A 12,746-nucleotide genomic window follows, 5' to 3' on the forward strand; every position below is an offset into this window, starting at 1 on the left:
CACTTTGGTTATTCACTTAACCGTTCATCATATACTCAGGTATACAACGGAACAGCAGTTTCATTAGGAGCATTACAGCCGGGAGATTTATTATTCTATAAGTACGGCGGCTCAACTATTAGCCATGTGGCTATCTACATAGGTGGTGGACAGATTATCCATGCATCAACAGAAAGCACAGGTATTATAATTAGCGGAATGGGTTCACCTTGTGCAGCAAGGAGAATTATTAATTAATATTAAAAATAACCATGCAGACAGATTGTTGTCCGCATGGTTATTTTTTTTGCCTGAAATTAATTTTGTGTTGTATTTTTAAATGATGTATGGCACCAAATCTCATGAAAAAACAAGGATAAATGATTGTGCAATGAAAATCTTTGAAAAGTCAAGAGGTTATGTGGAAAATGCACAAGTTTATTACATGTTAACAAAACGTTCGTTCTTTTATAATTCGACAAAGATTTACATAAAAAGACTACAAAAAAGGTTAATAATGTTAATAACTCGGTTGATAACCTATTTTGTCGATAAAAAGATGGCAAAAAATATGTTAATAACTAATGTTAATAACTTTCAGGTCAAAAAAGGTCGAAAGTACCAAAATGATGGTTTTATTGTGCAAAATATACAAAATGGTCTTTAGAAAAAAAATACCGGGAAAAAATAGCAAAAAACAATAAAAATCCTTTTGAAATATCGGCATATTATGGTATAATTTAATTACTAGTTAATGAAAGGAAGTGGTACCATGAAAATTAATATTTTCGGAAAGAATATTGAGGTAACAGATGGCATCAAAAGTGCAGTCCAGGAGAAGCTCGGAAAGTTAGACAAGTACTTTGCAGAGGAGACTAGAGCAGATGTTACCCTTAGTGTTAATCGAAACGATCAGAAAGTGGAGGTAACAATTCCTGTAAAAGGAAACATTATCAGAGCGGAAGAAGTCAGCGAGGATATGTACGCATCTATAGATATGGTTGAAGAAACTATAGAGCGTCAGCTTGTAAAGTATAAAAATAAACTTGTTGATAAGAAAAAAGCATTTAGGGAGGATTTTTCAGCTGCTTATTTGGAAGCAGACTACGATGATGACGAAGAGGATGCTGTAAAGATTGTCAGAACAAAGAGCTTTGGAATTAAACCTATGGATCCGGAAGAAGCTTGCGTTCAGATGGAACTGTTAGGACATAATTTCTTTGTATTCCTTAATGCAGATACTGATGAAGTAAACGTTGTTTACAAGAGAAAAGGAAATACATACGGTCTTATTGAACCGATGTTTGACTAAGAAATGACTAAAAAAGCAGTGGCAGGTTTTGCCACTGCTTTTTTGTGCGAGATAAACGAAAACGTAATGACAAATTGCCACAATACCTTATTGATAGGGCATATTTGCCCATAAAATCTGCTGGAAAAATTATTGATTAAAACTGTCCGTGAGATGGAAATTTAACAGATATTTTACAATGTTTACAATAAAATAAAATATGACATATTGAATTAAACATATTAAAATGGTAATATATTCACTAGTGTGCCGAATATATCGGTAAAAAAGTAGAGGAGATTATTATGGGCGTACTTAGCAAAATAATAGGAACGTATAGCGAGCGTGAATTAAAAAGACATAAGCCAACATTAAATAAAATATTGGAATTGAGACCGGAGATGCAGAAGTTAAGCGATGAGGAAATGAGAGCAAAGACTTCTGAATTTAAGGAAAGACTTAGTGCAGGAGAAACTTTAGATGACATACTTCCGGAGGCATATGCATTAGTTCGTGAAGCAACTAAAAGAACTCTTGGAACAGAACATTATCCTTGCCAGATTTTAGGCGGTATTATTCTCCATGAAGGACGTATTGCTGAAATGAAGACAGGTGAAGGAAAAACACAGACCTGCTTACTTCCGGCATACCTTAATGCACTTACAGGAAAAGGCGTTCATATTGTTACAGTAAACGAATATCTGGCAACCCGAGATGCTGAATGGATGGGTCAGGTTCACAGATTTTTAGGACTTACGGTAGGTTGCGTATTAGCAGATATGGATCATGATGCTAAGAAGGCGGCATATGAGTGCGATATAACATATATTACTAACAATGAATTAGGCTTTGATTATCTTAGAGATAACATGGTTGTATATAAGGAACAGTTGGTACAGCGTGGTCTTTCATACTGTATTATCGATGAGGTTGACTCTGTTCTTATTGATGAGGCAAGAACACCTCTTATTATTTCAGGACAAAGTGGCAAATCAACTAAGTTATATGAAATGTGTGATATTCTTGCAAGACAGATGGAAAGAGGAACAGCTAATCCTGAACTTAGCAAGATGGATGCCATTATGGGAGTTGATATTGAAGAAGATGGTGATTTCCTCGTAAATGAGAAGGACAAGATAGTTACCCTTACTGCAGACGGTATTGCAAAGGTTGAAAAGTTCTTCCATATTGACAACTATGCAGATGCTGAAAACCTTGAACTTCAGCATAACGTAATACTTGCCCTTAGAGCTCATAATCTTATGCATAGAGATCAGGATTATGTAGTAAAGGATGACGAAGTTTTAATCGTTGATGAATTTACAGGACGTATTATGCCGGGTAGAAGATATTCCGACGGACTTCATCAGGCAATTGAAGCAAAGGAACATGTAAAGGTAAACAGAGAAAGCAAGACTCTTGCAACTATCACCTTCCAGAACTTCTTTAACAAGTATGAAAAGAAGGCAGGTATGACAGGTACTGCCCTTACTGAAGAAAAGGAATTTAGAGATATTTACAGCATGGACGTAGTTGAAATTCCAACTAACAGGCCGATTGCAAGAATTGACCATGAAGATGCTGTATTTAAAACAAAACGTGGGAAATTACATGCAGTTATAAATGAAATAGAGGAATCATATAAGAAGGGACAGCCTGTTTTGGTTGGTACCATTAATATTGATTCATCAGAAGAAATCAGTTCATTACTTAAGAAAAGAGGAATACCTCATAAAGTATTGAATGCTAAATATCATGAGTTAGAGGCTGAAATTGTTGCTCAGGCAGGACAGCATGGAGCTGTAACTATTGCCACTAACATGGCAGGTCGTGGTACCGATATTAAACTTGATGATGATGCAAGAGCTGCCGGTGGACTTAAGATAGTAGGAACAGAAAGACATGAATCACGTCGTATCGATAATCAGTTACGTGGACGTTCCGGTCGTCAGGGAGATGTAGGTGAGTCTAAATTCTTCATTTCTCTTGAAGATGATATTATGAGATTGTTTGCATCTGAGAAACTTATGTCAGTGTTTAATGCATTGGGAGTTCCTGAAGATGAAGAGTTACATCACAAGGCTCTTACGAAGACAATTGAAAAAGCACAGAAGAAGATTGAAGGAAACAACTTTGGTATTAGAAAGAATCTTATGGAATACGATAAGGTTAATAACGATCAGAGAGAAATCATTTACGCAGAAAGAGCAAGAGTGTTAAATGGTGAAAACATGAGAGATGCCATCATAAAGATGATTTATGATATTATTGAATCTCAGGTTGATATGTTTATTAGAGATGATCAGGCACCAAAGGATTGGGACATGGCAGGACTTTCACAGTCAATGCTGGAAATCATTCCGTTTAAGCTTAACCTTACTGAAGCAGATATTGAAAAGTTATCAAAATCAGAATTTAAGCAGATGTTAAAGGAAGAAGCCGTTAAATTATATGAAATGAAGGAAGCTGAGTTCCCTGAACCTGAGCATATCAGAGAATTAGAAAGAATTGTTCTTCTTAAGGTTATTGACAGAAAGTGGATGGATCACTTAGATGACTTAGAACAGTTAAAACAAGGTATCGGTCTTATGGCATACGGACAGAGAGATCCGGCTGTAGAGTACAAGATACAGGGCTTTGAAATGTTTAATATAATGATTGACAATATCAAGATAGATACTGTTAAAACCTTATATCATATTCAGGTTGAACAGAAAGTTGAACGTGAAGAGGTTGCTGAAGTTACAGGAACTAACAAGGATGACAACGGAGGCGTTAAGAAACCAAAGCAGAGAGCAGAAGCAAAGATATATCCTAATGATCCTTGCCCTTGTGGAAGTGGAAAGAAATATAAGAACTGTTGCGGAAGAAAAGCATAGAAATCTATGATTTATTGTAAAAGAGACGGGCAATGCCCGTCTTTTGCAATATTATATCAATGTAATTAATCAGCCTTAAATATGGGCGGTGAAGTTAAGGAGTTTTCGTGGTTGAATTAGATCAGTATAAATATCAGTGGAACCAGTATAAAGACAGTGTTAAGGAATTAGAGGCATCCTTTAACATTGAGGTAAAAAAAGAACGGTTAGAAGAAATAGAGGCTTCAATGGAGGAACAGGATTTTTGGGAGGATGTGGAAAAATCCCAAAAACTTACAAAAGAAATGAAGCAGTTAAAAAACAGCCTTGATACAATTAATGGTCTTGTGGAGCAGTATAACGAAATAGGAGTTTTAATTGAAATGGGGGAAGAAGAGGAAGATTTAAGTATAGTAGATGAAGTTGAAAATGAATTAAAAGATTTTATTGAAAATTTTGAAAAAGTGAAGATTCAGACCCTGCTTTCAGGAGAGTATGACAAATACGATGCAATATTAAAAATTAACGCAGGTGCAGGTGGCACGGAATCCTGCGACTGGGCAGGAATGCTTTATAGAATGTACACCAGATGGGCGGAGAGCAAGGGCTTTGAGACAGAAGTTATTGATTATTTAGATGGAGATGAAGCCGGCATAAAATCAATAACCTTTCAGGTAAAAGGTGAAAATGCTTTTGGTTATTTAAAATCAGAAAAAGGAGTACACAGACTGGTTAGGATTTCGCCTTTTAATGCAGCAGGAAAAAGACAGACATCTTTTGCTTCCTGTGATGTAATGCCTGATATTGAAGAAGATCTGGATGTGGAAATAAATGATGACGATATAAGAATTGATACATATCGTTCAAGCGGAGCAGGAGGACAGCATATTAATAAAACATCATCGGCAATAAGAATAACCCACCTTCCAACAGGAATAGTTGTACAGTGTCAGAATGAACGTTCCCAGCTTCAAAATAAAGACAAGGCAATGAAAATGTTAAAGGCAAAACTATATATACTTAAAAAGCAGGAAGAAGAGGAAAAGCGCTCAGGCATAAGAGGCGAAGTTAAAGAAATAGGATGGGGAAATCAAATCCGCTCCTATGTAATGCAACCTTATACTATGGTAAAAGATCATAGAACCGGCGAAGAAGTTACAGATGTAGGTAAGGTAATGGACGGATACATTGATCCATTCATAAATTCTTATTTAAAATGGCTTAATATAGACAAAGATAAACAATAATATTGATAATTGTTTATATCCGTGCTAAAATCTACGAGTGTGTGATTACTAAAGTTTCTTTAGAATCCTGTAGTTATGGCACGTGGCAACATCTGCAGTTGCAAACATCCAAAATTATAATGACAAGCGAGGAGTAAATATGATTAAAGTTGCAATCTTAGGATATGGAACAGTAGGTTCCGGAGTTTTTGAAATTATTAGAGAAAATAAAGATTTAATTGCTGCAAATGCAGGTGAAGAAATTGAAGTAAAATATGTATTAGACTTAAGAGATTTTCCGGGAGACCCTTGTGAAAATGTTTTAGTTCATGATTATAATATTATTTTAGAAGACCCTGAGGTTGAAATCGTAATCGAAGTAATGGGTGGATTAAAGCCGGCATATGATTTTGTAAAGGCAGCCCTTGACGCAGGAAAGAGTGTATGTACATCAAATAAGGAACTGGTGGCAAAGCATGGAGCTGAATTAATAAGAATTGCAAAGAGCCATAACAGAAATTTCCTTTTTGAGGCATCTGTAGGTGGCGGAATCCCTATTATCAGACCGATTAACATGCACATTACAGCTGACAAAATCTGCGAAATAACAGGAATATTAAATGGAACAACTAACTATATCCTTACAAAGATGGATAAAGAAGGAGCAGATTTTGCAAGTACACTTAAACAGGCACAGGATTTAGGATATGCTGAAAGAAATCCTGAGGCAGATATAGAAGGTTTTGATGCTGTAAGAAAAATTGCTATTTTAGCATCATTAGCTAAAGGTAAGACTGTTGATTTTGAAGAAATTTACACAGAGGGAATTTCAAATATAACAGATATAGACTTTAAATATGCAAAAACAATGAACAAATCAATAAAGCTTCTTGGAAAATGCAAGAATGAAGATGATGGTGTCGTAGCTTCAGTGGCACCTAGGTTATTATCCCAGGAGCATCCTCTTTACAATGTTAATGGTGTTGTAAATGGTATATTGGTACGTGGAAACATGGTTGGAGATTTAGTGTTTATTGGAAGCGGAGCAGGAAAACTCCCTACAGCCAGCGCAGTTGTATCTGATGTGGTAGACGCTGTAAGACACTTAAATGTGTCAACAACAGTTATGTGGGATGAGGAAAAATTGGAATTAGAAGATTTTTCTAAATCAAAGAAACATTTCTTTGTAAGAACAAAGGCAGATAAAAAGGATATTGAAAGCATATTTGGAAATGTAGAGTACGTTGATGCGGGAATATCAGGAGAAACAGGCTTTATTACGGAGAAAATAAGCGAAGAAAAGTTTAGTGAAAAGGCAGATAAATTAGGCATTATCTCAAGAATAAGAATTGAGGGATAAGACCTATAAATCATAAATATAATAGACTTATTCTATATGTGAGGAGAAGCGATGAAGTATATAGTTGTATTAGGAGATGGGATGGCTGACAAGCCTATTGAAGAGTTGGGAAACAAAACACCATTAGAGTATGCTGACACACCTACCATGGACAGATTGTCAAAGGTATCAGAGGTGGGATTGGTACATACCATACCTAAGGGGATGAAACCGGGGAGTGATACCGCGAACCTTTCAGTATTAGGATATGACCCTAAAAAGTATTACACAGGGCGTTCACCTCTTGAAGCATTAAGTATAGGTGTTGATATGAAAACTACGGATGTTGCTTTAAGATGCAATATTGTTACAGTTTCCACAGACGACCTGCCATACGAAGAAAAGACTATAATAGATCACAGTGCCAGTGAAATAAGCACAGAAGATGCAGCTATTTTGTTAGAGGCTGTTAGAAAAGAACTTGAAACGGATACTTATAAATTTTATGTAGGAACAAGTTACAGACATCTCACAATATGGGATAATGGAGAGGTAGTTGACTTAACACCACCTCATGATGTTTTAGGACAAAAAATTGGTCAGTATTTACCAAAAGACGAAGTTTTAAGGGAAATGCAGAAGAAGAGCTATGATATTTTAGCTAATCATCCAATAAATATTGATAGAATGAAGAAAGGACTTAACCCTGCTAACTCATTATGGTTTTGGGGAGCAGGAACAAGACCTTGTGTAACTTCTTTTGAAGAAAAGAACAATAAAAAAGGAGCTATGATATCAGCAGTGGATTTGTTAAAGGGAATTGCTGTTGGTGCAGGCATGAAAGTTATAGAAGTTGAAGGTGCCACAGGAGGACTTGAAACTAACTATGAGGGAAAGGCTTCAGCAGCAGTAGATGTACTTTTAAATGAAGGCTATGATTTGGCATATGTTCACGTAGAAGCACCGGATGAAATGGGACATCAGGGTAGCGTTGAAAGAAAAGTAAAGGCTATTGAAAATCTTGATAAAAGGGTGATTAAGGTTATAACTGAAGCTATGGATAAGTCAGGAGAGGATTACAGATTGTTAGTTATGCCTGATCATCCTACACCTATTTGCGTTAGAACCCATACAAGTGATCCGGTTCCATATATGCTTTATGATAGCACGGATTTAAAGGATGAAAAGCATGACTACAATGAAAAGTGTGGAAAAGAAAGCGGACTTTTTATGGCAAATGGTTATGAAATGATGGATTATCTTTTGTCAAAATAATAATAAAAATTCATATACTAAAATATATAAGCGAAGGGAAACAAAAATCATGAAAGAAACAAAAGTTGTTAAATTTGGTGGAAGCTCATTAGCTGATGCAAAGCAGTTTAAGAAGGTAGCAGATATCATTCTTGCAGACCCTACCAGACGCTTTGTTGTAGCATCTGCACCAGGAAAACGTTTTGTTGAAGATATAAAAGTAACAGATATGTTGTATAAATGCTATGAGTTGGCATCAGAAGGTGAAAACTTTGATGAAGAATTTCAGGCAATAAAAGACAGATTTAACGGAATTATAAGTGAGTTAGGTATAGAAGATTTCTCCTTAGAGAAAGAATTCGAGGCAATTAAAGGTGCTTTTTCTCATATGGCAGGTAGGGATTACGCTGCAAGCCGTGGAGAATATTTAAACAGCATGGTTTTGGCAAAATATCTTGATTTTGATTTCATAGATGCTGCAAAATATGTGTTCTTTGATGAATCAGGAAGTTTTGACTGGGAAAAAACAGCTGAAAAGCTTGTGCCAAAGCTTGCTTCAACAGAATATGCAGTTATACCGGGATTTTATGGCTCAATGCCTAATGGTACCATAAAGACATTTTCAAGAGGTGGCTCAGATGTAACAGGTTCAATTGTTGCAAGAGCAGCTTCTGCTAAGATATATGAAAACTGGACAGATGTTAGTGGATTCCTTATTTGTGATCCTAGAATCATTAATAATCCGGAACCTATTAACACAATAACCTATGCTGAACTTAGAGAATTGGCATACATGGGTGCTACTGTATTACATGAAGATGCAATTTTCCCTGTACGTGCAGCAGGCATACCTGTAAATATTAAGAACACTAACTGCCCACAGGATAAGGGAACAATGATTGTATCTGAAACGGCAGAGCCTTGTGAGCATATTATTACAGGTATTGCAGGAAAGAAGGGAATGTCCGTAATCAATATTGAAAAGGATAAGATGAATAGCGAAGTGGGATTTGGAAGAAACGTACTTCGTGCCCTTGAAAAGAGCAATGTAAGCTTTGAACATATGCCATCAGGTGTAGATACCATGAGTGTGGTTATTCAGACAGATGCCCTAACAGGAAAAGAGACAACTATTTTAGATGAAATCCGTTCAAGAGTTCATCCGGATCAGTTGTTTATAGAAAATGATCTGGCTCTTATTGCAGTTGTAGGTCGTGGAATGAAGAGTGCCAGGGGAACAGCAGCAATATTATTTACAGCATTAGCTGAAGCACGTGTAAATATCAAAATGATTGATCAGGGTTCATCGGAACTTAATATAATAATCGGTGTTGATGATCAGGATTTTGAGGTTGCAATGCGTGCAATTTATAACGCATTTATTAAAGTAAAAAAATAACATTGACAAAAAAATAACATAGTATTATCATAACTATTGAATAATTTAATACAGAAAATTCTTCGGGGCAGGGTGCAATTCCCGATCGGCGGTTACAGTCCGCGAGCGTTTTACGCAGGACTTGATTTGGTTCAAGTCAGGATATGGTGAAAATCCATAACCGACAGTATAGTCTGGATGGTAGAAGATTTAGTAATATGATTTTTAGTACGCAATTTTGTACTAAATGTTATTGTGTTATGAAATTTTTAAGCCCTGAGTTATACTCAGGGCTTTTCTGATATTAGTAGAAATAATTAACTAATGCAGAATTAAAAAGAAGAATTTCCTGAGAAAAAGAAAGGAGATTATATTTATGAAAGAATTATTCAACACAAAAAATCTTGTATTAATGGCGGTGTTTGCAGCATTAGGAGGAGTTCTTATGTTATGGGAATTTCCAATACCATTTATAGCACCGGGATTTTATGAAATGGACTTAAGCGAAGTGCCTGTACTTATAGGCTCCTTTATTGCCGGCCCTGTGGCAGGAGTTATAATGGAAGCGGTCAAAATTATCATTAAGATAATGATTAAAGGCACATCTACGGCATATGTTGGTGATTTCGCAAATTTCTGTATAGGATGCTGTTTCATAGTACCTGCAAGTATTATTTATAAGAAAATCAAAACAAAGAAGGGCGCATTGATAGGCGTATGTGCAGGAACCGTATTTATGGCAGTAGCCGGCGTAGTGCTTAACTACTTCATTATGATACCATTTTATGTAAAAGCCTTTGGAACACCTCTTGATGGAATACTTGCCGCAGGAAAAAGCATTAACCCTTTAGTAGGAAGCAAGCTTTCATTTACAATTGTGTGTGTGGCACCATTTAATATTATAAAAGGTGTAATTGACAGTATAATTACATTTTTGCTGTATAAACGCATAAGCACTTTTATTAAAAGCATTGGACACAAATAAATATATAATTTGAAAATAATAAGAATATTGTTTATAATCATATTTGGGTTTATAATATAGCCTTATGATTGTAAACAATATTTTTTTAGGAGCAAATATGATTTATGAGACAATGTCTCCAAAGGAGACTTTTGAATTAGGTAAAAAAATAGGACTCGAAGCAAAAGCTGGGGAGATAATCTGTCTTGACGGAGACTTAGGTGTAGGAAAGACGGTGTTTACCCAGGGATTTGCCAAGGGACTTGGAATTGACGAGGCTGTAAACAGTCCCACATTTACCATTATCCAGGAATATGATGAGGGGCGTCTGCCATTATATCATTTTGACGTATATAGAATTGGTGATCCTGAAGAAATGTATGAAATAGGTTATGAAGACTATTTTTATGGTCAGGGAGTATGCCTTATAGAATGGGCAAAATTAATAGAGGAATTAATACCTGATGAAGCAAAAATTGTTTTGATTGAAAAAAACCTTGAAAATGGTCTTGATTATAGAAAAATAACTGTAAGTGATTAGGAGAAAAAATGAGGATTTTAGCAATAGACAGTTCATCCATGGTGGCTACCGTAGCCATAACAACAGATGGAATTTTAAACGCAGAATATACCATTAATCATAAGAAAACTCATTCCCAGACACTGTTACCAATGATTGCGGAAATAGTGAAAATGATAGAAATAGATATGGATAGTATAGATGCAGTAGCAATTACAGGTGGTCCGGGTTCATATACAGGCTTAAGGATAGGCAGTGCCACTGCAAAAGGCATAGGGCTTGCTCTTAATAAGCCGATTATAAATGTGCCAACCATGGATGCACTGGCATATAATTTATATTCATCCCAGTATGTAATATGTCCTATAATGGATGCAAGAAGGGGTCAGGTATACACAGGAATATATAAGTTTGAGGAAACAGAAATGAAAACCATTAAACCTCAGTGCATTATGATGATAGATGAGTTGATAAAAGAACTGGATACAATAAAAGAATCGGTTATGTTTTTAGGGGACGGAGTAGATGTTCATAAGCAACTTATAGATGACATAATGGATACTAAACACTATTACGCTCCGGCTTCCATGAACAGACATAAAGCCTCAACGTTAGGCACTATTGCAGAAATATATTACAAAAATGGAAAAACAGAAACAGCTAAGGAGCATAAGCCTGAATATCTCCGTCTATCCCAGGCAGAAAGAGAATTAAAGGCAAAAATGAAAGAGGCAAAAAGTGACAATTGAATCAATGACTGTAGATGACATTGCTCAGGTGGCAGAAATAGAAAGGCAGATTTTTTCTATTCCCTGGTCAGAAAAGGCATTTAGGGATTCTATGGAGAGTGACAATACCATTTATATTGTGGCAAAGGAAAATGACAATGTGGCAGGGTACGCAGGCATGTACTTATCCTTTGAAGAAGGCAATATAACCAATGTTGCAGTAAATCCATTAAGCAGGCGAAAGGGAATTGGAGAGAAGATTGTAAGAGATATCTTAAATAGGGCATATGAAAAAGGTGTCAGGGATGTTTTTCTGGAAGTAAGGGAGACTAACAGTGTTGCCATTGCATTATATGAAAAGATTGGTTTTAAGGAAGAAGGAATAAGAAAAAACTTTTACGATAAACCTAGGGAAAACGCACTTATAATGTGGAAACATAATCTATAAACGGAATAACTTTCCACTATGATTTTTATACACAAAATAATAAAATAATTATGAATTTTAAATCATAGGAGAAAAGAATATGAGAGTGTACAAACAAAATCAGTTAGAATCAGTGTTTTGCAATAAATGTGGAAAGAAAATTAAGGTTCAAAATCACGTTATTGTGGAAGGTGCCTTTGAATTAGAGTATAAGTGGGGATATTTTTCTGATAAAGACGGAAAAAAACATTCCTTTGATTTGTGTGAAAAATGCTATGACGAAATTACAGAAGAGTTCACATATCCTGTTGAAGAAGAGGGGTATACTGAACTGGTATAAAAGGTAAAGGTGAAATAATGTTAGATGTATGTTTGTTAGGTACCGGAGGGATGATGCCATTACCAAGGCGTTATCTTACTTCGCTTATGTGCCGCTACAACGGAAGTAATATTTTAATAGATTGCGGAGAGGGAACCCAGGTTGCCATAAAACAGAAAGGCTGGAGTTTTAAGCCTATAGATGTTTTATGCATAACTCATTACCATGCAGATCACATAAGCGGGCTACCGGGACTTTTACTTACTATGGGCAATGCAGAACGAACAGAACCTCTTCTTATGATTGGGCCAAAAGGGTTGGAAAAGGTGGTTAATTCTCTTAGAATAATAGCACCGGAACTTCCTTTTGATATTGAATTTATAGAATTAACGGAAAACCTTCAGACAATACAAATGGAAGAATACAGGATAAAAGCGTTTAAAGTTAATCATAAGGTCACATG

13 protein-coding genes and 1 riboswitch are annotated in these 12,746 nt (G+C 35.8%); all 13 genes read left to right on the plus strand.

The window, feature by feature from the left end:
- On the plus strand, nt 1-237 hold a 237-nt coding region (locus Q5O73_RS07830), incomplete at its 5' end, for a C40 family peptidase (protein ID WP_302669410.1).
- Nucleotides 238-751: 514 nt separating this feature from the next.
- Complete coding sequence (raiA, locus tag Q5O73_RS07835; RefSeq protein ID WP_021951770.1) at nt 752-1,291, plus strand: ribosome-associated translation inhibitor RaiA; 540 nt, start codon at nt 752-754, stop codon at nt 1,289-1,291.
- A 284-nt stretch (nt 1,292-1,575) separates the two neighbouring features.
- Nucleotides 1,576-4,149, plus strand: coding sequence for a preprotein translocase subunit SecA (gene secA, locus Q5O73_RS07840; protein WP_021953624.1), 2,574 nt, complete (start codon nt 1,576-1,578; stop codon nt 4,147-4,149).
- A gap of 107 nt (nt 4,150-4,256) precedes the next feature.
- The gene (gene prfB / locus Q5O73_RS07845; protein WP_021953625.1) at nt 4,257-5,375 is read left to right on the plus strand and encodes a peptide chain release factor 2; all 1,119 of its coding nucleotides are present in this window, start codon (nt 4,257-4,259) and stop codon (nt 5,373-5,375) included.
- A gap of 139 nt (nt 5,376-5,514) precedes the next feature.
- The gene (locus Q5O73_RS07850) at nt 5,515-6,714 is read left to right on the plus strand and encodes a homoserine dehydrogenase (RefSeq protein ID WP_021953626.1); all 1,200 of its coding nucleotides are present in this window, start codon (nt 5,515-5,517) and stop codon (nt 6,712-6,714) included.
- Nucleotides 6,715-6,765: 51 nt separating this feature from the next.
- Nucleotides 6,766-7,968, plus strand: a complete 1,203-nt coding sequence (locus Q5O73_RS07855) for a cofactor-independent phosphoglycerate mutase (RefSeq protein ID WP_186840736.1) — start codon at nt 6,766-6,768, stop codon at nt 7,966-7,968.
- A gap of 49 nt (nt 7,969-8,017) precedes the next feature.
- Nucleotides 8,018-9,346: an aspartate kinase gene (locus tag Q5O73_RS07860; RefSeq protein ID WP_118589530.1), complete on the plus strand. Its 1,329-nt coding sequence runs from the start codon at nt 8,018-8,020 to the stop codon at nt 9,344-9,346.
- A 54-nt stretch (nt 9,347-9,400) separates the two neighbouring features.
- Nucleotides 9,401-9,539, plus strand: a riboswitch (FMN riboswitch).
- A gap of 162 nt (nt 9,540-9,701) precedes the next feature.
- Complete coding sequence (locus Q5O73_RS07865) at nt 9,702-10,310, plus strand: ECF transporter S component (RefSeq protein ID WP_118589529.1); 609 nt, start codon at nt 9,702-9,704, stop codon at nt 10,308-10,310.
- Between the two features lie 97 nt (nt 10,311-10,407).
- The gene (gene tsaE, locus Q5O73_RS07870) at nt 10,408-10,830 is read left to right on the plus strand and encodes a tRNA (adenosine(37)-N6)-threonylcarbamoyltransferase complex ATPase subunit type 1 TsaE (RefSeq protein ID WP_302624270.1); all 423 of its coding nucleotides are present in this window, start codon (nt 10,408-10,410) and stop codon (nt 10,828-10,830) included.
- 8 nt (nt 10,831-10,838) lie between these two features.
- On the plus strand, nt 10,839-11,558 hold the full coding sequence (tsaB, locus tag Q5O73_RS07875) for a tRNA (adenosine(37)-N6)-threonylcarbamoyltransferase complex dimerization subunit type 1 TsaB (RefSeq protein WP_021953631.1): 720 nt from the start codon (nt 10,839-10,841) through the stop codon (nt 11,556-11,558).
- Nucleotides 11,548-11,985: a ribosomal protein S18-alanine N-acetyltransferase gene (rimI, locus tag Q5O73_RS07880; RefSeq protein ID WP_021953632.1), complete on the plus strand. Its 438-nt coding sequence runs from the start codon at nt 11,548-11,550 to the stop codon at nt 11,983-11,985. Before tsaB ends, rimI begins: the two co-directional genes overlap by 11 nt.
- Nucleotides 11,986-12,064: 79 nt before the next feature.
- Nucleotides 12,065-12,304 (plus strand): hypothetical protein, encoded by a 240-nt coding sequence (locus tag Q5O73_RS07885; RefSeq protein ID WP_021953633.1) that lies wholly within the window; start codon nt 12,065-12,067, stop codon nt 12,302-12,304.
- A 17-nt stretch (nt 12,305-12,321) separates the two neighbouring features.
- The coding region (locus tag Q5O73_RS07890; protein WP_302669412.1) for an MBL fold metallo-hydrolase at nt 12,322-12,746 on the plus strand (425 nt) is incomplete at its 3' end.

The organism is Eubacterium sp. AF15-50 (assembly GCF_934835595.1).
In the GTDB taxonomy this organism is placed as follows: domain Bacteria; phylum Bacillota; class Clostridia; order Lachnospirales; family Lachnospiraceae; genus Eubacterium_G; species Eubacterium_G segne.

Coding starts and splice junctions, on each gene's coding strand:
- Q5O73_RS07850 (WP_021953626.1), top strand. CDS start 5,515: ATGATTAAAGTTGCAATCTTAGGATATGGAACAGTAGGTTCCGGAGTT.
- tsaB (WP_021953631.1), top strand. CDS start 10,839: ATGAGGATTTTAGCAATAGACAGTTCATCCATGGTGGCTACCGTAGCC.
- Q5O73_RS07855 (WP_186840736.1), top strand. CDS start 6,766: ATGAAGTATATAGTTGTATTAGGAGATGGGATGGCTGACAAGCCTATT.
- tsaE (WP_302624270.1), top strand. CDS start 10,408: ATGATTTATGAGACAATGTCTCCAAAGGAGACTTTTGAATTAGGTAAA.
- Q5O73_RS07885 (WP_021953633.1), top strand. CDS start 12,065: ATGAGAGTGTACAAACAAAATCAGTTAGAATCAGTGTTTTGCAATAAA.
- raiA (WP_021951770.1), top strand. CDS start 752: ATGAAAATTAATATTTTCGGAAAGAATATTGAGGTAACAGATGGCATC.
- Q5O73_RS07865 (WP_118589529.1), top strand. CDS start 9,702: ATGAAAGAATTATTCAACACAAAAAATCTTGTATTAATGGCGGTGTTT.
- Q5O73_RS07860 (WP_118589530.1), top strand. CDS start 8,018: ATGAAAGAAACAAAAGTTGTTAAATTTGGTGGAAGCTCATTAGCTGAT.
- secA (WP_021953624.1), top strand. CDS start 1,576: ATGGGCGTACTTAGCAAAATAATAGGAACGTATAGCGAGCGTGAATTA.